The following is a 19,645-nucleotide window of genomic DNA, read 5'->3' as shown; positions in this document are numbered from 1 at the left end:
GGCCGGGACCACCGGGGCCGGGCGCGCGCCTTCGGCCGGTTACGGCTTGGTGGGTGACGCGGTGGGTGACGCGGTCGTCCCGGCGGTCGGCTCGGCAGCGGGCGCGCCGGCCGACTCGTCGGGGGCGCCGGTCGGCTCGTGAGGGGCGCCGGTCGGCTCGGCAGTCGGGGCCGCGGCCGGTCCGTCGGGAGTGCCGATCGACCCGTCGGGAGTGGTGATCGATCCGTCGGAAGTGGTGATCGACCCGTCGGGAGTGGCGGCCACCGCTGCCGGGCCGGCGCCCTCGGCCGCCGCTCCGGCGGCCGAGGAACGGGCGGCCGAGGCGCGGGCGGTGGCCAGGGCGGTCCGGGACGAGCGCGCCGTGCGCAGCGCGTCCCAGGTCAGGAAGGCCAGGGCCAGCCACACCAGCACGAAGCCCGTCCAGCGCTCGGGCGGCATGGCCTCGTGGAAGACGGTGATGCCCAGCACGAACTGGAAGGTCGGCGCGAGGTACTGGAGCATGCCGAGCATCGACAGCGGCAGCCGCACCGCGGCCATGCCGAAGGCGATCAGCGGCAGGGCGGTGGCGAGCCCGCTGCCCGCGAGCAGCGCGGACTGTCCGATGCCGCCGCTGACGAAACCGGACTCGCCGCGTACGCCGAGCAGGACGAGGCAGGCCAGCGCGGGCAGGAACTGGATCGCCGTCTCCGTGCCGAACCCCTCGATGCCGCCGAGCTGGATGCCCTTCTTCACCAGGCCGTACGTGGCGAAGGAGAAGGCGAGCAGCAGCGCGATCCACGGCACCCGGCCGTACGCGACGGCCATGATCAGCACCGCCAGCGTGCCGACGCCCACCGCGGCCCACTGCAGCGGGCGCAGCCGCTCACGCAGGAAGATCACGCCAAAGGCGATGCTGACCAGCGGGTTGATGAAGTAACCGAGGGACGCCTCCAGCACGTGGCCGGAGTTGACCGCCCAGATGTAGAGGTACCAGTTGACCGAGATGACGGCGGCCGCGACCACGACCAGGCCGAGCCGCTTCGGCTGCCGCAGCAGCGGGCGTATCCACGACCAGCGGCGCAGTGCGGCCAGCATGATCAAAGCCACTGGCAGCGACCAGGCCATGCGGCTGGCCAAAATCTCGGTGGGGGACGCGGCGGACAGCAGGTGCCAGTAGAGGGGGAGGACGCCCCACAGGCCGTACGCGACGAAGCCGTAGAGCAGGCCGGTGCGCTGGTCGGACTGAGCGGACAAGGGTTCCTCCTGGGCGGGACGGGCGCGGTGCGGCGGGTGGCTCTCCGAAGGTCGCGCAGCCCTCCGAAGGTCGCGCAGCTCTCCGAAGGTAACGCCGCCCACACCGCCTGTCATGCCCGTATCTCAAATACGGTCGTTACAGATCCGGTTCCGGGCAGGGCGCTGAGCGAACCGCGGGAGGTGTCGGAAGCGCGGGAAGGCGGGAAGTGCGGGAACCGCGGGGGCGGAGGCAGGGGCGGGGCAGGGCGAGGCACACGCACGGCTGCCCAGGACCGACGCAGGGCGGACGCAGGGCGGGGGCACACGCACCGCTGCCCGGGACCGACGCAGGCCGGTCCCGGGCAGCCGGGAAGAGCGGCGGCGGCCGACGGACGGCCGCCCGGCGGGTCAGCCGACGACCGTCCAGGTGTCGTTGCCGGCGAGCAGGGTGGCGAGGTCGCCCTTGCCCTTCTGCTCGATGGCGGCGTCCAGCTGATCGCTCATCTCCGTGTCGTAGACCGGCCGGTCCACGCTGCGCAGCACGCCGATGGGCGTGTGGTGCAGGGTGTCCGCGTCGGCGAGCCGGGAGAGGGCGAAGGCCGTGGTGGGGGAGGGGTTGTGCGCGTCGTGCACCAGCACGCCCGCGGTGCCCTCCCGGGTGACGTCGATGACCCGCAGGTCGCCCGTGGCCGGGTCGCGCACGACACCCTTGGATCCGAGGCCGTCCTCGGCGGGCGCGCCGAACCGGATCGGCTGCCCGTGCTCCAGGCGGATGACGGCCTCCTGGGCCTGCTCCTTGTCCTTGAGCGCCTCGAAGGCGCCGTCGTTGAAGATGTTGCAGTTCTGGTAGATCTCCACCAGCGCCGTGCCCGGGTGCTCGGCGGCCTGGCGGAGCACCGAGGTGAGGTGCTTGCGGTCGGAGTCGACGGTGCGCGCGACGAAGGACGCCTCGGCGCCGATCGCCAGCGAGACCGGGTTGAAGGGCGCGTCCAGCGACCCCATCGGCGTCGACTTGGTGATCTTGCCGACCTCGGAGGTGGGCGAGTACTGCCCCTTCGTCAGGCCGTAGATCCGGTTGTTGAACAGCAGGATCTTGAGGTTGACGTTCCGCCGCAGGGCGTGGATGAGGTGGTTGCCGCCGATGGAGAGCGCGTCGCCGTCACCGGTGACCACCCACACCGACAGGTCGCGCCGCGAGGAGGCGAGGCCCGTGGCGATGGCCGGGGCGCGGCCGTGGATGGAGTGCATCCCGTAGGTGTTCATGTAGTACGGGAAGCGGGAGGAACACCCGATGCCGGAGACGAAGACGATGTTCTCCTTCGCCAGGCCGAGCTCGGGCATGAAGCCCTGCACGGCGGCGAGGATGGCGTAGTCGCCGCAGCCGGGGCACCAGCGCACTTCCTGATCGGACTTGAAGTCCTTCATGGACTGCTTGGCCTCGGCCTTGGGCACCAGGGAAAGCGCCTCGATCTGCGCCGCACCCTCCGAGATCGTCTCAGTCATTGCTGGCCTCCTTCGGGCCCTGCTTCATTACCTTCTCGAGGTGGGCGGCGAGCTGCTCTGCCTTGAAGGGCATCCCGCTGACCTGGGTGTGCGACTGGGCGTCCACGAGGAACTTGGCGCGCAGCAGCGTGGCGAGCTGGCCCAGGTTCATCTCGGGGACGACCACCTTGTCGTAACGCCCCAGCACCGCACCGAGATTCCCCGGGAAGGGGTTGAGGTGGCGCAGATGCGCCTGGGCGATGCTTCCGCCCGCCCGGCGTACGCGGCGCACCGCCGCGGTGATCGGGCCGTACGTCGAGCCCCAGCCGATGACCAGGGTGTCGGCGTCCTCCGAGGGGTCGTCGACCTCCAGATCGGGCACCTCGATGCCGTCGATCTTGGCCTGCCGGGTGCGGACCATGAAGTCGTGGTTGGCCGGGTCGTAGGAGATGTTGCCCGTGCCGTCCTGCTTCTCGATGCCGCCGATGCGGTGCTCCAGGCCCGGGGTGCCGGGCACCGCCCACGGCCGGGCCAGGGTCTGCGGGTCGCGCTTGTACGGCCAGAAGACCTCGGTGCCGTCCGCCAGCTCGTGATTGGCGGAGGTGGCGAACTGCACGCGCAGGTCGGGCAGTTCGTCGACCTCCGGGATGCGCCACGGCTCGGAGCCGTTGGCCAGGTAGCCGTCGGAGAGCAGGAAGACCGGCGTGCGGTACGTCAGCGCGATACGGGCCGCGTCCAGCGCCGCGTCGAAGCAGTCCGCCGGTGTCCTCGGCGCCACGATCGGCACCGGGGCCTCGCCGTTGCGCCCGTACATCGCCTGCAGCAGGTCGGCCTGCTCGGTCTTGGTCGGCAGGCCCGTCGAGGGGCCGCCGCGCTGGATGTCCACGATCAGCAGCGGCAGCTCCAGGGAGACGGCCAGGCCGATCGTCTCCGACTTCAGCGCCACGCCCGGGCCCGAGGTGGTCGTCACCGCCAGCGAGCCGCCGAACGCCGCGCCCAGCGCCGCGCCGATGCCCGCGATCTCGTCCTCCGCCTGGAAGGTCCGCACACCGAAGTTCTTGTGCTTGGACAGCTCGTGCAGGATGTCGGAGGCCGGGGTGATCGGGTACGAGCCGAGGTAGAGCGGCAGGTCCGCCTGGCGGCCCGCGGCGACCAGGCCGTAGGACAGCGCCAGGTTCCCGGAGATGTTCCGGTACGTGCCGGTCGGGAACGCCTTGGTCGCCGGCGCCACCTCGTAGGAGACCGCGAAGTCCTCCGTGGTCTCACCGAAGTTCCAACCCGCCCGGAAAGCGGTGACGTTGGCCTCCGCGATCTCCGGCTTCTTGGCGAACTTCTGCCGCAGGAACGCCTCGGTGGACTCCGTCGGGCGGTGGTACATCCACGACAGCAGGCCCAGCGCGAACATGTTCTTGCTCCGCTCGGCCTCCTTCCGGGACAGGCCGAAGTCCTTGAGCGCCTCGATGGTCAGCGTCGTCAGCGGCACCGGGTGGACGTTCCACGCCTCCAGCGAGCCGTCCTCCAGCGGGCTGGTGGTGTACCCCACCTTCGCCATGGGGCGCTTGGTGAACTCGTCGGTGTTCACGATGATGTCCGCGCCGCGCGGTACGTCCGCGAGGTTGGCCTTCAACGCCGCCGGGTTCATCGCGACCAGGACGTTGGGCGCGTCACCGGGCGTGAGGATGTCGTGGTCGGCGAAGTGCAGCTGGAAGCTGGAGACACCCGGCAGCGTGCCGGCGGGGGCCCGGATCTCGGCGGGGAAGTTCGGCAGCGTGGACAGGTCGTTGCCGAACGAGGCCGTCTCGGAGGTGAACCGGTCACCCGTGAGCTGCATACCGTCACCGGAGTCGCCCGCGAACCGGATGATCACCCGGTCCAGCCGGCGGACCTCCTTGCCGGCGCCGTTCTCCGTCGTGGGGGTGGACGTTCGTTCCCCCACGAGTGCACCGTCGGTCTTGTCGGCTGGGCTACTGACCTGGCTGGTCACTGCTTCGGACCTCCCTCGGGGCCTGGGGTGTCCCCGCCGTGGGCAGGGCATCCGGGACGCAACGTGCGGACCTGTCGTCCCATGGCCATCGTACGTGGGTAAGGGTCGCCTTCCCGGAGGCGATCACATGATGGACGCGCAAATGAGACGCCGTGCTCGCATCGTGGACAGGCGAGCGGGTTGCCGCTCTGTCGTATTTCGCCATGATTCATCCGCCCCCCGCGGCTTCTTCTGTAGGACGCTCCGTGCCTCGGCGCTGGTTCAGCGCGCCGTCCTCCGTGCCGGAGTGACGCCCCCCGCACCGGCGTCATCGACTGACAGCGTGTCAGGCGATCAGGAATTGAGATAGGTGAGTACCGCAAGCACACGACGGTGATCCCCGTCACTCGGAGCCAGCCCGAGCTTGAGGAAGATGTTGCTGACGTGCTTCTCCACCGCGCCGTCGCTCACCACCAGCTGCCGGGCTATCGCTGAGTTCGTCCGCCCCTCGGCCATCAGTCCCAGCACCTCGCGCTCCCGCGGCGTGAGGCCGGCCAGCACGTCCTGCCTACGGCTGCGGCCCAGCAACTGGGCGACGACCTCGGGATCGAGCGCCGTGCCGCCCTCCGCCACCCGCACCACCGCGTCGACGAACTCACGCACTTCTGCTACCCGGTCCTTGAGCAGATAGCCGACGCCTCGGCTCGAACCGGCCAGCAGCTCCGTCGCGTACTGCTCCTCGACGTACTGCGAGAGGACCAGAACCCCCAGATCGGGGTGGTCCCGGCGGAGCCGGACCGCGGCGCGCACCCCTTCGTCCGTATGTGTCGGTGGCATACGGACGTCCGCCACCACCACGTCCGGCAACGCCCCGTCGTCCGCCAGCTCCCCGATGACCTTGAGCAACGCCTCGGCGTCGCCCACACCCGCCACGACCTCGTGCCCCCGGTCCGTCAGCAGCCGTGTCAGCCCTTCTCTCAGCAGCACCGAGTCCTCGGCGATGACCACCCGCACGCTGTTCTCCACGATCTCCGGCTCCCCCACCCCGTTTTGGTTCGACGCTCTTCAGCATCCCAGGATTCGGACGCGCGCGTCGGATCACCGTGCGGGTTGTGGATAACTCGGAATGGCCGGTTGTGGACGACCGCGCGAGCGAGCGGAAAGCCGTACGATCACCGGCGCGCGGACGCGGTACGCCGAACGGCGGAGGCGGGTGCCGGCCCCCTCCGCCGCGCGAGGCACACCCGCCCCGCCGGACCGCCACCGCCGCCCGTCAGTCGCGCCAGGGCAGCTCCGCCGTGACCGCGGTCGGACCACCCGCCGGTGAGTCGACGACCAGCAGCCCGTCCACCGCGTCCAGCCGCTCGGCCAGCCCCGCCAGGCCACTGCCGGTCCCGGTGTGCGCGCCGCCCCGGCCGTCGTCGGTGACCAGCACCATCAGCCGGTCCTCGGCCCGCCACACGTCGACCGACGCGCCGCGCGCGGCCGCGTGCTCGGAGACGTTCTGCAGCAGCTCCGAGACCGTGAAGTACGCGATGCCCTCGATCGCCGCGGCAGGACGGGTGAACAGGTCCACGCTCACCTCCACCGGCACGGTGCAGCGCGCGGCGAGCGCCGACAGCGCGGGGCCCAGGCCGCGGTCGGTGAGGATCGCCGGGTGGATGCCGCGGGCGAAGTCGCGCAGCTCCTGAAGCGCGATCTTCACCTCGCCGTGCGCCTCGTCCACCATGCGGGCCGCCGCCTCCGGGTCCTCCTGGAGCTTCTCCTTGGCCAGCCCGAGATCCATGGCCAGTGCCACGAGGCGGGCCTGCGCGCCGTCGTGCAGGTCGCGCTCGATGCGCCGCAGGTCGGCCGCCGCGGTCTCGGTCACCGCCGTACGGTCCGACTCCAGCTCCGTGACCCGGTCGGCCAGCCGGGAGGGGCCGAGCAGCCCGTGCACCAGCAGCCGGTCCACCTGGCTCAGGCCGCGCACCGCGCCGCCCCACACCAGGACGAGCAGCAGGCCGACGGCGCTGGCCGCGGCGATCTCGCCGGGGGAGTCCAGGTAGATGTCGTGCGTCCCGTCGCCGTACAGCTGGATGCCCTCCTGGCCGAGGTACATGGGGAAGGTCCAGCGCCACAGCGGGTACGTGAACAGGCCCCAGGCGGCCGTCCACAGCGTCACCGACACGGAGAACGCGAAGACGGCCCACGGGAAGTGCAGCAGGCAGTAGAGGAAGTGCCGCCAGGAAGCGCCGCTCTTCAGTACGCCGCCGACCCGGCCCATGAAGCCCGGCCGGGCGGTCCGCACGGGCTCCGGGGCACGGACGTCGAGGCCGAGCAGGGCGTGCGCCCGCATCCGCTCCAGGGAGCCGAGCCCGCGGCAGCCGAGGAGGCCGGCGGCCAGCACCGGTATGCCGAGGAAGGTGATCAGCAGGCCCGCGCCGAGCGACAGCATCGTGACCGCGTAGCTGAACATCACGACGGCGATCGGCAGGCTCAGCAGCAGGTGCAGGAACTCCCGCCAGGTACGGCCGGAGAAGGGCGCGCGCAGCACGAAGGGGATGCGGCTCGCACCGCGTCCCTCGGGGGCGTGCGGTGCCCGGGGGGCCGGGCCGTATGCGGTGTCCATGGCGTCTCGTCTCGTCCGTTCTGCCGGTGAAGTGCGGCGCTCCGGGGCCGGGCGCCCCGGTCGCCGTCTTCGGGTGCCGGACGCCCGCCGTCTTCGGGGGCGCCGGGCGCTCCGGTGGTCGCGTACGTCCACCCTGTCCGTTCCGGGCCGTGCCGGACATGGAGCCGGTCGGCGTCTTGGTCCTCGGGTTTTCCCCACCCCCCCCGCGCGGCGGACGTGCGTCAGGGTGCGCTGCGCCACGGCAGTTCGGCCGTGACCTGCGTCGGCCCGCCCGTCGGCGAGTCGAGGACGAACAGCCCGTCCACCGAGCCGAGGCGCTCGGCCAGTCCGGCCAGCCCGCTGCCCCCGTCCAGCCGGGCCCCGCCGCGCCCGTCGTCGCGCACCTGGAGCAGCAGCCGGTCCCCGGACCGCCACACCTCCACCGAGGCACTGCGCGCGGCCGCGTGCTTCGAGACGTTCTGCAGCAGCTCCGAGACCGTGAAGTACGCGATGCCCTCGATGGCCGGCGCGGGCCGCGCCCCGATGTCCACCGAAACGGTGACCGGCACCGTGCAGCGCGCCGCCAGTGCCGACAGGGCCGGGCCCAGGCCGCGGTCGGTGAGGATCGCCGGGTGGATGCCGCGGGCCAGGTCGCGCAGCTCCTGGAGGGCCAGCTTCACCTCGCCGTGCGCCTCGTCCACCATGCGGGCCGCCGCGTCCGGGTCCTCCAGCAGCTTCTCCTTGGCCAGCCCGAGCCCCATGGCCAGCGCCACGAGGCGGGCCTGCGCGCCGTCGTGCAGGTCGCGCTCGATGCGCCGCAGGTCGGCCGCCGCGGTGTCCACGACCACGCCCCGCCCCGACTCCAGTTCGGCGATCCGCCGCTCCAGCTCGTCGGAGGGCGACAGCAACCCCCGCACCAGCGCCCGGTCCACGTTCGACAGCCAGCGCGCCAGCCACGGGAGCGCCGGCCAGGCCACGAACAGCGACACGAAGGTCAGCGTGAAGGTGAGGATGCCCCAGGGCAGCCGCACGAAGGCGTGCAGTGCGTGGCGCCAGCCGACCGGGTCCTTCAGATGCGCCCACAGCCAGGGGAAGAAGCCCGGCTCCCGGACGAGCGGCGGGCTCGGCCGGTCGACGTGCACCCCGAGGAGCGCGCGGGCCCTGGCGCGTTCCAGCGCCCCGTACCGCCGGCAGCCCAGCAGGACCAGCGCGAGCAGCGGCAGCCCGATGACCGTGACCGACAGCCCCAGGCTTGCCACGAGGCAGGACACCAGCACCCCGAAGGCCACCACGGCCACCGGCAGGTTGCACAACAGGTGCGCGATCTCGCGCCACGTGGCAGCGCTCAGGGGCGCGCGGGGTGGGGGCAGGGCCGGGGCCACGCCGTCGTCATGGCCGGCATCAACACGCGTACCCGGGTCGGAGGTCACCGTCATACGGGTCAGCTTGCCGGGCGGCGTGGCCCGGTGCCATGGGGTGGATAGGTGGGGCGAAGTGGGGATATCCCCACCTTCCTGCAGATGGGACTGCTCGGCTCCGCCCACGCAGGGCCTAGACTCCCGTGCGTACAGATCGTCGAAAAATTTCGGCGAAAGCGGTTGCAGAGGGGTGGCCCGGCGCCTACGGAGCGCGAAGGCGGCCCACTGCACACGAGCAGTCAGGGAGCGAGGGGCGGACGTGCCGGACACGACCGTACGCACCATCAGCGCCGCGGACTACTTCCAGGGCTATTCGGCCGTCGGGCTCATCGCCGTGATCGGTGTGCTCTTCGTGGCCGTCGCCTTCGGGGCAGGCCGGCTGATGCGTCCAGTGGTGCCCACACCCGAGAAACTGCTCACGTACGAATGCGGCGTGGACCCCGTGGGGGAGGGCTGGGCGCACACCCAGGTCCGCTACTACGTCTATGCATTCCTGTACGTCATCTTCGCCGTCGACTCGATCTTCCTGTTCCCCTGGGCGACGGTCTACGCCGCACCCGGCTTCGGCGGCATCACGCTGGTGGAGATGTTCATCTTCCTCGGCTTCCTCGCTGTCGGCCTGCTCTACGCATGGAAGAAGGGCGTCCTGGAATGGACGTGACCCCCGCCTCCGCGGCCAACGGAGCCTCGTCGGGCCCCGAGCTCCTGCCCGAGCCGCGCCGCCTCGGCCCGCTGGCCCGCCTGGCCCCCGAACCGATGAAGGTGGTCCTGAACTGGGGCCGCCGCTACAGCCTCTGGGTCTTCAACTTCGGGCTCGCCTGCTGCGCGATCGAGTTCATCGCCGCCTCCATGGCGCGCCACGACTTCATCCGGCTCGGCGTGATCCCCTTCGCGCCCGGCCCGCGCCAGGCCGACCTGATGGTCGTGTCCGGCACCGTCACGGACAAGATGGCGCCCGCGGTGAAGCGGCTGTACGAACAGATGCCCGAGCCGAAGTACGTGATTTCCTTCGGGGCCTGCTCCAACTGCGGCGGCCCCTACTGGGACTCGTACTCCGTCACCAAGGGCGTCGACCAGATCATCCCGGTGGACGTCTACGTGCCGGGCTGCCCGCCGCGCCCCGAAGCGCTGCTCCAGGGCATCCTCAAGCTCCAGGAGAAGATCGCCCGCGAGTCGCTGGGCGAGCGCTACGGCCACGGCAAGTCCGGTAAGCCGGGCAAGGCTGGTAAGGCCGGCAATACCGGGGAGGGCACCGCCGGAGCGCCCGTCGAGGCGCTGCGCAGCGGGCTGGTCGCCCCGCCGGCGCCGCCCGCGGCGCCCGGTCGGCCGTCGGGTGAGCAACCGGGTGCCGAGCAGCCGTCCACCGACCAGCCGCCGTCCGAGCAGACCGGGGAGGACACCCGATGACGGCCCAGCCGCCAGAGCCGGGCACGCCGGAGGAGCCGAAGGGCGCGGCGCCCGAGAACGCGACAGGCGCGGCATCCGAGAAGGCCACGGGCGCAGCGCCTGAGGAGGCCGGGAGCGCGGCGTCCGAAGGGACGAAGGGCGCGACGTCCGAAGGAGCGAAGGGCGCGACGTCCGAAGGAGCGAAGGGCGCGGCGTCCGAAGGGGCGCCCCTCGAAGCTCCGCGCAGTGCCGGGAACGCCGCGGCAGCAGAGGGCGTCGCGGCAGCCGAGGCTACGGAAGACGGCGGGACTGTCGAGGCTCCGCCCGAGCCTCCCGTGGGATGGCTGCCGGAGCCGGCCGAGCGGATCTTCGGTGCCGGCGCCACGGCCGAGGAGGCGTACGGCCTGCTCACCGTCGACGTACCGGCCACCGCCTGGACCGACGCGCTCACCGCCGCCCGGGACGCCCTGGGCTGCACGTACTTCGACTGGCTGAGCGCCGTCGACGAGCCGGGCACCGGCTTCCGCATCTGCGCGCACGTCGCCGACGTGTCCCGCCCCGGCGAGACCCGGCGGCTCCTCGTGCGGACGACCGTGCCGCACGAGAAGGCCGCGCTGCCCACGGCCGTCGCCGTGTACGCGGGCGCCGCCTGGCACGAGCGCGAGACGCACGAGATGTTCGGCGTGGAGTTCACCGGCCACCCCGGGCTCACGCCACTGCTGCTGCCCGACAACTTCGAAGGCCACCCGCTGCGCAAGGACTTCGTCCTCGCCGCGCGGGTCGCCAAGGCGTGGCCGGGCGCGAAGGAGCCGGGCGAGTCCGAGCACGGCGGCCCCAAGCGCCGCCAGATGCTGCCGCCGGGCGTGCCCGACCCGAACGAATGGGGCCCGCTCAAGGGCCAGCTGCCGCCCGCTCCGGCCCGTCCGGCGCGCGGTGCCGCCCGCGGTGCGCGTGCGGCCGGCGGGGCCGGTGCCGCGGGGCGCGCCGCCGGGGCCGGCCGAGCGGCCGGCGCGGGCCGGGAAGCGGCGGCCGGTGCGGCCGGGGAGCGTCCGGCCCGCCGGATGCGCAGCGCGAGCGCCGGTTCGGCGAGCCAGCAGGCCGCAGCGGCCACCGAGAAGCCCGAGTCCAAGGGCGTCGAGCCGCCGAAGGACACGGAGGCCCCGAAGGCCGCCGAGGCCGCCAAGGAGGCGGCCACGGACCCGGCCGGTACGCCGGAGACGGGTGCGTCGGAGTCCCGTACGCCGGAGTCCCGTACGCCGGAGTCCGGAGCGCCGGCGTCCGCCCCACGGACCGCTCCGCGCTCCTCCGACGCGCCGTGGCACCATGCGCGTCCCGCGTTCGAGGCGGAAGCCGCCGAACCGGAGGCGGAAGCCGCCAAGCCGGAGGCCGAAGCCGCCAAGCCGGAGGCAAAAGCCACTGAACCGGAGACGCCCGCCGAACCGGAGACGCCCGCCGAACCGGAGGCCGAGGCCCCCGAGGCCGCAGGCAGGCCCGCCCCCGAACGCATCGACGACGAGACAGGAGACGGCACCGCATGAGTGACACGCTCGCGATCGTTCTCCGGGTGCTCGCCGTCTTCGTGGTCTTCCTGGTCTTCCCGCTCGTCATCGGGCAGACCGAGCACAAGGTGATGGCGCACATGCAGGGCCGCCTCGGCCCCATGTACGCCGGCGGCTTCCACGGGTGGGCGCAGCTGGTCGCCGACGGCGTGAAGTTCGCGCAGAAGGAGGACATCGTCCCGGCGGGCGCCGACCGGAAGATCTTCCAGCTCGCGCCGGCCATCGCCCTGCTGCCGTACCTCCTCGTGCTGATCGCCATCCCGGTCGGCCCGGGCAACGCGGTCGGGCAGGCGCTCGACGCGGGTGTCTTCTTCGTGCTCGCGGTGATGGGCGTCGGCGTCCTCGGCTCCCTGATGGCGGGTTGGGCGTCGGCGAACAAGTTCTCGCTGCTCGGCGGCCTTCGTACGGCCGCGCAGCTGCTGGCGTACGAGCTGCCGATGCTGCTCGCCGCCGCGTCCGTCGCGATGGCCGCCGGCACGCTCTCGCTGCCCGGCATCCTCGACGCCTTCCACTGGTGGTGGGTGCCGTGGCAGATCGTCGGCGGCCTGGTGTTCTTCACGGCCGGGCTCGCGGAGCTGCAGCGCCCGCCGTTCGACATGCCGGTGGCCGACTCGGAGATCATCTTCGGCGCGTACACCGAGTACACCGGGCTGCGCTTCGCGCTCTTCCTGCTGGCCGAGTACGCCGGCATCGTCGTGCTCTGCGCGCTGACCGCGGTCCTCTTCCTGGGCGGCTGGCACGGTCCCTTCGGAGCAGACGGGCTCGGCTGGCTCTGGATGTTGCTGAAGACGGTCGTCCTGGCCTTCGTCGTCATCTGGCTCCGGGTCAGCTATCCGCGGCTGCGCGAGGACCAGCTGCAGAAGCTCGCCTGGACCTGCCTCATCCCGCTCGCTCTCGCCCAGATCGCCCTCACCGGCGTCATCAAGGTGGTGATCTCCTAAATGGGCATCCCCGGATCCGGCCTCGCCAAGGGCCTGGCCGTGACCCTGCGCACGATGACCAAGCGCACGGTCACCGAGCAGTACCCGGACGTCCAGCCCGAGCTGGCGCCCCGCACCCGCGGCGTCATCGGCCTGTTCGAGGAGAACTGCACGGTCTGCATGCTCTGCGCCCGTGAGTGCCCGGACTGGTGCATCTACATCGACTCCCACAAGGAGACGGTGCCGCCGGCCGCCCCCGGGGGCCGCGAGCGCAGCCGTAACGTGCTCGACCGCTTCGCCATCGACTTCTCGCTGTGCATGTACTGCGGGATCTGCATCGAGGTGTGTCCGTTCGATGCCCTCTTCTGGTCGCCGGAGTTCGAGTACGCGGAGACCGACATCCACGAGCTGACCCACGAGCGCGACAAGCTGCGCGAGTGGATGTGGACGGTGCCCGAGCCGCCCGCGCTCGATCCGGGCGCGGAGCAGCCCAAGGAGATCGGCGCCGCGCAGAAGGCCGCCGACAAGCTGGCGGCCCAGCAGGCCAAGGAGGCCGAGGAGGCACGGCAGGCCGCCGCCGAGCAGGCCGGAACGGACCAGCGCACCAAGGACGCAGGGGAGGAAGCGTGACGCTCGCCGCCGCAAGCCACGGCTTCCTGACGCCCAGCGGCGTGGAGATCGCGTTCCTCCTCGTCGGCCTGGTCACGCTCGGCGCGGCCGTGGTCACCGTGACCACCAAGCAACTGGTGCACGCCGCGCTGTGGCTGGTGGTCGCCCTCGGCGGGATCGCCGTGGAGTACCTCCTGCTCACCGCGGAGTTCATCGCCTGGGTGCAGGTGCTCATCTATGTCGGTTCCGTGGTCGTCCTCCTCCTCTTCGGACTGATGCTGACCAAGGCGCCCATCGGCCGCTCGCCGGACGCCGACTCGGGCAACCGCTGGGCCGCGCTCCTGGTCGCCCTGGCCTCCGCCGCGGTCCTCGTCTGGGTCGTCGTCGACGCCTTCCGGGCGTCCTGGATCGACCTCGACGGTGCCGCCCAGGGCTCCACCGAGGTCTCCGGGCGCAGCCTCTTCCAGCACTGGGTGCTGCCCTTCGAGGCGCTGTCCGTCCTCCTGCTGGCCGCCCTCGTCGGCGCGATCGTCCTCTCCCGCAGGGGCGGGGAGGACACGCCGGACGGCCGGGCCGTACCGGGCAACGGTCACGCAGCCGCACCGGGCGCCGCCGCGAGCACCGGGCCCGACTCCGCACGCCGAGAGGGACAGCGCTGATGCATCTCGCCTACCCCGCCGTCCTCGCCGTCCTCCTCTTCTGCGTCGGCCTCTACGGCGTCCTCGCCCGGCGCAACGCGATCCTGGTCCTGATGTCCGTCGAGCTGATGCTCAACGCCGTCAACCTCAACCTCGTCGCCTTCGACGTCTGGCTGCGCGACACGCTCCACGCCGGCCAGGCGCTCACCCTCTTCACGATCGCCGTCGCCGCCGCCGAGATCGGCATCGGCCTCGCGATCGTCCTGCTCGTGTACCGCAACCGCGGCAGCTCCGACGTCGACAAGCTCACCGACCTCGCCGAGCGCCCCGCCGGAGACGGCGCGGACGAGCCCCCGCACCACCCGTCCGACCAGCAGGCGGAGGCCGCCGCGTGACGACCACGACCACCGCCGTCCTCGTCCCCCTCCTGCCGTTCCTCGGCGCCGCCTTCGGCCTCCTCCTGGGGCGGCGCGCCCCCGGCTTCGTACGGCCGCTCGCCGTCCTGCCGACGCTCGCCGCGGCCGTACTGACCGTCGTCGTGGCCGCACGGCAGGGCGGGGGAGCCGGCGGGAAGGGGCCGATCGACGCCGCGACGCAGCTGACCCCGACCGGCTCGGTCCCCATCGAGCTGGCCCTGCACATCGACGGCTTCGCCGCCCTGGTGGCGGTGCTCGTGGGCATCGTCGCCACGTGCGTGCAGGTCTACTCCACCGGCTACCTGCGCGACGACCCGCGCTACGCCTCGTACGCCGCGCTGGTCTCCCTCTTCACCTCCGCGATGCTGCTCGTCGTCTACTCCGGCGACCTGATGGTGCTGCTGGTCGGCTGGGAGATCATGGGCATCTGCTCGTACTTCCTCGTCGGCCACTACTGGGAGACCGAGGCCGCCCGGTCCGCCTCCCTCAAGGCCTTCCTGGTCACCAAGCTCGGCGACGTCCCCTTCCTCTTCGGCCTCTTCGCACTGGCCACGGACGCCGGCACCTTCCGCATCACCGGCATCCTGAACGCCGTCGCCGGCGGTCACCTGCACCACCCGACGCTGGTCGCGCTGCTGCTGCTCGCCGGTGTCGCGGGCAAGTCCGCGCAGTTCCCGCTGCACACCTGGCTGCCCGACGCGATGGCCGGCCCGACGCCGGTCTCCGCGCTGATTCACGCCGCCACGATGGTCGCGGCCGGTGTCTACTTCATCGCCCGGCTCCTCCCGGTCTTCGCGGCGTCCGCCGCCGCGCTGGTCGTGCTCGCCGTGATGGCCGCCGTGACCATGGTCGGCTCGGCGCTCGCGGCGCTGGCCCAGGACGACATCAAGCGCGTCCTGGCGTACTCCACGGTCGGCCAGCTCGGCTACATGACCGGCGCACTGGCCGTCGGCGACCGCGGCGCCGCCGTTTTCCACCTCCTCTCGCACGGCGCCTTCAAGGCGCTCCTCTTCCTCGGCGCCGGCGTGATCATCCACGCGGCCGGCACCAACTCGCTCGCCGCCATGTCGCGGATGCGCGGCCTGTCCAAGCGCATCCCCGACGCCTTCTGGACGGTGACCGTGGCGCTGCTCGCGCTCGCCGCGATCCCGCCCTTCGCGGGCTTCTTCTCCAAGGAGGCCGTGCTCGGCGCCGCCGAGCACGCCGCCACGGGCGAGGCGCACCTCGCACTCGACGGGTTCCACGGCCACCTCGGCTCCGTACCGAGCGCCGCCGGCTGGACCGTCCTGATCGCCGGCCTGATCACCGCCCTCCTCACCGCCGCCTACGCGACCCGCCTCTGGCTGCTCGCCTTCTTCGGCCGCGGCCCCCAGGAGGCCCCGGACCACGGCAAGCAGCCGCTGGTGATGAACGCCGTGCTGTGGGTGCTCTTCATCCCCACCGCCGCGTTCGGCATCGCCGCGCCCGCCCTTCCGGAGTGGTTCGACGGCAGTGAACTGACGCCGACCCTGGTCACCTCCGTCCTCGGCACCGGCCTCGCACTGGCCGGCGCGCTGATCATGTACGGCGCGTGGCGCCATACCGCGGCCGTGGCGGCCCGCCGCCCGATGGGCGCGGTCGCGGTGGACCCGGACGCAGCGCCCGCGGTCTCCGAGGAAGAAGCCATCGCCACGCACGCCCCGGCCTACGGCGACAACGCCGGCGCCCCGGATCCGGCCGACCCGGGCCGGCTCCTGCTCGGCCCGTTGCACGCCCCCGCGACCTGCGGCTTCCACCTCGACGCCGTCTACACCACGCTCTTCGTCCGGCCCGTACGCGCCGCCGCCCGGCTCGTCCGCTTCCTCGACCGCGAGGTCGTCGACACGTACGTGCACGGCGCCGGCACCGGTGCCCGCTGGCTGGGCACGGCCGTCCGCCGGGCACAGACCGGCAACGTGCAGACCTACCTCGGCGCGCTGCTCGCGGGCTCACTCGTGCTGGCCGTCGCCGCCGTCCTCGTCGCTACGGGCACGGGAGCCTGACCATGCTGCAATCTCCCGGGGGACGACCCCCGTACCCCCAGCCACCGTCCGGGCTCGCCGGAGCCGCAACCCTGAGGAGGGCCTGACCATGAGCCACCACGCCATGCAGATCCTTCTCGCGGGCGTCGTCGTGCTCCCGCTGATCGGCGCCCTCGCGGCGCTGCTCCCGGCCCCGCCCGGCCTGAAGGGACGCAACCCCGACCAGGCCGTGCTCCGCCACGGCGTGACCGTCACCGGCGTCGTCCTGGCCGCGTCCGTCGCGCTCGCGGCCGGCTTCGACCACGGCGCCCCCGCCCGGATGCAGGCTCAGACCGATATCAGCTGGATCCCGGCGCTCGGCATCCGTATCCACCTCGGCATCGACGGCATCTCGCTCCCCCTCCTGGTCCTGACCGCGCTGCTGACCTTCCTCTGCGCGCTGTACTCGTACTTCAAAATGCCGGCGGGCCCGTCCCCCAAGGCATTCGTCGCGCTGATCCTCGTGCTCGAGTCCGGCACCCTCGCCACCTTCGCCGTCCTCGACCTCATGCTCTTCTTCCTCGCCTTCGAGATGGTCCTCGTCCCGATGTACTTCCTGATCAACCGCTGGGGCGGATCAGAAGGTGTGGCGCGAAGCGCCTCCGCCAGGGGCGGTGGCCGGGAGACGGGCGGGCAGTACGCGGCATGGAAGTTCATCCTCTACACGCTGCTCGGCTCCGTCGTGATGCTGCTGGGCCTCCTCCTCATCGGCCTGAAATCCGGCACGTTCGACATGGTGGCACTCGCCACTGACAACGGCCCCGCGTCCCAGCTCAGCCACACCGTCCAGCTCGTCGCCGTGCTCGCGATCGGCATCGGCCTGGCGGTCAAGGCGCCGATGTGGCCGCTGCACAGCTGGCTGCCGGACGCCCACACCGCGGCGCCCACCGTCGGCTCGGTCCTGCTGGCCGGCGTGCTGCTGAAGATGGGCACGTACGGGTTCGTGCGCATCGCGCTGCCGATCGCGCCGGACGGCATGCACACCTTCGCCCCGTACCTCGCCGCCTTCGCCGCGGTGGGGATCGTCTACGGCTCGCTCGCCTGCCTGGCGCTGGCCCGCCGCGGCGCGAAGGGCGACCTCAAGCGGCTGATCGCGTACAGCTCGGTCGGCCACATGGGCTTCGTCCTGCTCGGCATCGCCTCCATGACGCCCACCGGCATCAACGGCGCGCTCTTCGCCAACATCGCCCACGGCCTCATCACCGGCCTCCTGTTCTTCCTGGTCGGCGCGCTCAAGGACCGGTACGGGACCACCGACCTGGACCGGCTCGCGGGCCGGACCGGCGCCGCGCTCTACGGCCGCGCGCCCCGCTTCGGCGGCCTGCTCGCCTTCGCCGCGATCGCCTCGCTCGGACTGCCGGGCCTGGCCGGCTTCTGGGGCGAGATGCTCGCGATGTTCGGCGCCTTCAAGCCCGCCGCCGGACTCAGCCGCCCCGCCTTCCTCACCTTCATGGCGCTGGCCGGCCTCGGCACCCTGCTGACCGCCGCGTACCTCCTCGTCGTCGTCCGCCGCGTCTGCATGGGCAGCAAGGAGACCGCCGAGCAGGATGCGCTGGCCGCCGCCCCGGGCGAGGGCGCGACCGCCGGGGTGACCCCCGGCCCGGCCGCCGCGACCACCACCGCCACGGCGCCCACCGCGGTCAAGGAGCTCGCCCCCGCCGTCCCCGACGTCGCCCCCTACGAGTACGTGGCCTGGACCCCGCTGGCCGCCCTCACCGTCCTCGCCGGTCTCTGGCCCGCAGCCCTGCTGGGCCTCACCGACCCGGCCGTGCAGAACCTCCTCGGAGGCGGTAGCTGATGATGACTGTCCTCGCCGCGGGCGCCGGGAGCGCAGCAGCCGACGGCACCGCCACGCCGGCCGCCGGAGGTGTCGCGCGCCTCGTCCAGACCGTCGACTGGGTCGCCATCGCCCCGCCGACCCTCACCGCCCTCTTCGCGCTGATCGTGCTGGTCGCCGATCTCTTCCTTCCGGAGCGCCGCAAGCCGGTCCTCGGCTGGATCAGCGTCGCGGGCCTGGTGCTGGCCGGGCTGTCCCTGCTGCCGCTCCTCAAGGGCGACCGCACCACCTTCTGCCTCACGGGCCACCCCGAGGTGTGCAGCTACGCAGCCGACCACTTCGCGGTCGTCATCCAGCTGCTCGTCATCGGCGGCGCGCTGCTCACCGCCCTGCTGTCGATCAACCCGATCAAGGACCAGAAGCTGCCCGGCGGGGAGTTCTGGTTCCTGCTGCTGTCCTCCGCGGCCGGCGCGGCCCTGCTCCCGGCCTCCCGGGACCTCGCCACGCTGGTCATCGCCCTCGAAGTGGCCTCGCTCCCCGCCTTCGCCCTCGTGGGCATCAGGCGCGGCGACCGGCTCTCCTCCGAGGCGGCGCTGAAGTTCTTCCTCTCCTCGGTCACCGCCACGGCCGTCATGCTGCTCGGCGTCAGCTTCGTGTACGCCGCCACCGGCAGCCTGCACCTGGCCCAGGTCGCCGAGGCCCTCACCCACCCGGACCCGCAGCTCGACATCCTGGCCAAGGCCGGCGTCGCGCTGACCCTCGTGGGCTTCGCCTTCAAGACGGCCGCCGCACCCTTCCACTTCTGGGTGCCCGACACGTATGTGGGCGCACCGCTCCCTGTGGCCGCGTACCTCTCCGTGGTCGGCAAGGCCGTCGGCTTCTCCGGCCTGATCGTCGTCACCGTCCAGGCGTTCCCCTCGTACGGCGACGTCTGGGGCCCCGTGCTCGCCGTCCTGGCCGCGCTCACCATGACGGTCGGCAACGTCGCCGCGCTGCGCCAGCGCCCCGGCCGGGCGCACAGCGCCGTACGCCTGCTCGCCTGGTCCTCCGTGGGCCAGGCCGGCTATCTGCTGGTGCCGATCGCGTCCGCCGCGTACGCCGACGACGCCGCACACGCCATCGGATCGACGGTGGCGTACGCCCTGATGTACGCGGCGGTGAACCTCGGGGCCTTCGCGGTGGCCGCACTCGTGGCCCGTACGCACCCGGCGAACCGCATCGCGGACTACCGGGGCCTGTACGCCTCGCGCCCCCTGTACGCGCTCGCCCTCGGCTTCTTCCTGCTGTGCCTGGCGGGCCTGCCGCCGGGCATCATCGGCCTGTTCGCCAAGGTCACGGTCTTCTCCGCGGCCGTGGACGCGGGCCTGGCCTGGCTCGCCGTCGTGATGGCCGTGAACGTCGTGATCGCGCTCTACTACTACCTGCAGTGGACCGCGGTCCTCTTCCGCGCACCGGAGGCCGCCCCCGAAGGCGAGGCCGCGCCCGCCGCCCGGCCGCGCATCCCGGCCGCGCTCGCCACCGCCGTCGGCCTCACCGCGCTCGTCGGCATCGTGCTCTCCGGGGCGCCGCAGCTCGTCCTGCGCTTCGCCTCCGGAGCGCTGCTCTAGCGCCCCGAGGAGGCGCACCCGAACGGACG

At 72.4% G+C, this 19,645-nt stretch carries 16 protein-coding genes; 10 read left to right on the top strand and 6 right to left on the bottom strand.

What is annotated here, in order from left to right; all coding sequences use genetic code 11:
* Positions 1-39 precede the first annotated feature (39 nt).
* From rarD to IF20_RS10530, 6 genes are all read right to left on the bottom strand, one after another.
* A complete protein-coding gene (gene rarD, locus IF20_RS10555; RefSeq protein ID WP_199896549.1) occupies positions 40-1,233 on the bottom strand; it encodes an EamA family transporter RarD in 1,194 nt (397 codons plus the stop codon).
* 387 nt (positions 1,234-1,620) lie between these two features.
* The gene (locus IF20_RS10550; RefSeq protein ID WP_052864806.1) at positions 1,621-2,715 is read right to left on the bottom strand and encodes a 2-oxoacid:ferredoxin oxidoreductase subunit beta; all 1,095 of its coding nucleotides are present in this window, start codon (positions 2,713-2,715) and stop codon (positions 1,621-1,623) included.
* Positions 2,708-4,678, bottom strand: coding sequence for a 2-oxoacid:acceptor oxidoreductase subunit alpha (locus IF20_RS10545; protein WP_052864805.1), 1,971 nt, complete (start codon positions 4,676-4,678; stop codon positions 2,708-2,710). The genes IF20_RS10550 and IF20_RS10545 overlap by 8 nt, the downstream gene beginning before the upstream one ends.
* Before the next feature lie 333 nt (positions 4,679-5,011).
* Positions 5,012-5,671, bottom strand: coding sequence for a response regulator transcription factor (locus IF20_RS10540; RefSeq protein ID WP_052864919.1), 660 nt, complete (start codon positions 5,669-5,671; stop codon positions 5,012-5,014).
* Between the two features lie 259 nt (positions 5,672-5,930).
* Positions 5,931-7,268 carry a sensor histidine kinase gene (locus IF20_RS10535; RefSeq protein ID WP_052864804.1) on the bottom strand — a complete coding sequence of 446 codons (1,338 nt, stop codon included), beginning with the start codon at positions 7,266-7,268 and terminating at the stop codon, positions 5,931-5,933.
* 221 nt (positions 7,269-7,489) lie between these two features.
* Positions 7,490-8,683, bottom strand: a complete 1,194-nt coding sequence (locus IF20_RS10530; protein ID WP_052864803.1) for a sensor histidine kinase — start codon at positions 8,681-8,683, stop codon at positions 7,490-7,492.
* A 241-nt stretch (positions 8,684-8,924) separates the two neighbouring features.
* Here IF20_RS10530 and IF20_RS10525 point away from each other — a divergent pair, with 241 nt between their 5' ends.
* The 10 genes from IF20_RS10525 to IF20_RS10480 all read left to right on the top strand — a co-directional run bounded on the left by IF20_RS10525 (position 8,925) and on the right by IF20_RS10480 (position 19,616).
* Positions 8,925-9,326, top strand: a complete 402-nt coding sequence (locus IF20_RS10525) for an NADH-quinone oxidoreductase subunit A (RefSeq protein ID WP_052864802.1) — start codon at positions 8,925-8,927, stop codon at positions 9,324-9,326.
* Complete coding sequence (locus tag IF20_RS10520; RefSeq protein WP_052864801.1) at positions 9,317-10,072, top strand: NADH-quinone oxidoreductase subunit B; 756 nt, start codon at positions 9,317-9,319, stop codon at positions 10,070-10,072. Before IF20_RS10525 ends, IF20_RS10520 begins: the two co-directional genes overlap by 10 nt.
* A gap of 314 nt (positions 10,073-10,386) precedes the next feature.
* Complete coding sequence (locus IF20_RS10515; protein ID WP_052864800.1) at positions 10,387-11,589, top strand: NADH-quinone oxidoreductase subunit C; 1,203 nt, start codon at positions 10,387-10,389, stop codon at positions 11,587-11,589.
* Complete coding sequence (locus IF20_RS10510; protein WP_052864799.1) at positions 11,586-12,551, top strand: complex I subunit 1/NuoH family protein; 966 nt, start codon at positions 11,586-11,588, stop codon at positions 12,549-12,551. Before IF20_RS10515 ends, IF20_RS10510 begins: the two co-directional genes overlap by 4 nt.
* The gene (locus IF20_RS10505) at positions 12,552-13,160 is read left to right on the top strand and encodes a NuoI/complex I 23 kDa subunit family protein (RefSeq protein ID WP_052864798.1); all 609 of its coding nucleotides are present in this window, start codon (positions 12,552-12,554) and stop codon (positions 13,158-13,160) included.
* Positions 13,157-13,798 carry an NADH-quinone oxidoreductase subunit J family protein gene (locus tag IF20_RS10500; protein ID WP_052864797.1) on the top strand — a complete coding sequence of 214 codons (642 nt, stop codon included), beginning with the start codon at positions 13,157-13,159 and terminating at the stop codon, positions 13,796-13,798. Before IF20_RS10505 ends, IF20_RS10500 begins: the two co-directional genes overlap by 4 nt.
* Positions 13,798-14,172, top strand: a complete 375-nt coding sequence (nuoK, locus tag IF20_RS10495; protein ID WP_052864796.1) for an NADH-quinone oxidoreductase subunit NuoK — start codon at positions 13,798-13,800, stop codon at positions 14,170-14,172. The genes IF20_RS10500 and nuoK overlap by 1 nt, the downstream gene beginning before the upstream one ends.
* Positions 14,169-16,214, top strand: a complete 2,046-nt coding sequence (locus IF20_RS10490; RefSeq protein ID WP_052864795.1) for an NADH-quinone oxidoreductase subunit 5 family protein — start codon at positions 14,169-14,171, stop codon at positions 16,212-16,214. Before nuoK ends, IF20_RS10490 begins: the two co-directional genes overlap by 4 nt.
* Positions 16,215-16,302: 88 nt before the next feature.
* Positions 16,303-18,030: a complex I subunit 4 family protein gene (locus IF20_RS10485; RefSeq protein WP_052864794.1), complete on the top strand. Its 1,728-nt coding sequence runs from the start codon at positions 16,303-16,305 to the stop codon at positions 18,028-18,030.
* 2 nt (positions 18,031-18,032) lie between these two features.
* Positions 18,033-19,616: an NADH-quinone oxidoreductase subunit N gene (locus IF20_RS10480; protein WP_110944063.1), complete on the top strand. Its 1,584-nt coding sequence runs from the start codon at positions 18,033-18,035 to the stop codon at positions 19,614-19,616.
* The last annotated feature ends 29 nt before the right edge of the window (positions 19,617-19,645 follow it).

It is taken from the genome of Streptomyces niger (genome assembly GCF_000718305.1).
Classification (GTDB): domain Bacteria; phylum Actinomycetota; class Actinomycetes; order Streptomycetales; family Streptomycetaceae; genus Streptomyces; species Streptomyces niger.
Note: the sequence above shows the minus strand (reverse complement) of the source record. Positions and strands in the feature narration are given on the sequence as shown.

Excerpts from the sequence above, each read along its gene's own strand:
- IF20_RS10520 (WP_052864801.1), top strand. The coding sequence starts at position 9,317 with ATGGACGTGACCCCCGCCTCCGCGGCCAACGGAGCCTCGTCGGGCCCC.
- IF20_RS10530 (WP_052864803.1), bottom strand. The coding sequence starts at position 8,683 with ATGACGGTGACCTCCGACCCGGGTACGCGTGTTGATGCCGGCCATGAC.
- IF20_RS10505 (WP_052864798.1), top strand. The coding sequence starts at position 12,552 with ATGGGCATCCCCGGATCCGGCCTCGCCAAGGGCCTGGCCGTGACCCTG.
- nuoK (WP_052864796.1), top strand. The coding sequence starts at position 13,798 with ATGCATCTCGCCTACCCCGCCGTCCTCGCCGTCCTCCTCTTCTGCGTC.
- IF20_RS10510 (WP_052864799.1), top strand. The coding sequence starts at position 11,586 with ATGAGTGACACGCTCGCGATCGTTCTCCGGGTGCTCGCCGTCTTCGTG.
- IF20_RS10550 (WP_052864806.1), bottom strand. The coding sequence starts at position 2,715 with ATGACTGAGACGATCTCGGAGGGTGCGGCGCAGATCGAGGCGCTTTCC.
- IF20_RS10485 (WP_052864794.1), top strand. The coding sequence starts at position 16,303 with ATGAGCCACCACGCCATGCAGATCCTTCTCGCGGGCGTCGTCGTGCTC.
- IF20_RS10480 (WP_110944063.1), top strand. The coding sequence starts at position 18,033 with ATGACTGTCCTCGCCGCGGGCGCCGGGAGCGCAGCAGCCGACGGCACC.
- IF20_RS10535 (WP_052864804.1), bottom strand. The coding sequence starts at position 7,268 with ATGGACACCGCATACGGCCCGGCCCCCCGGGCACCGCACGCCCCCGAG.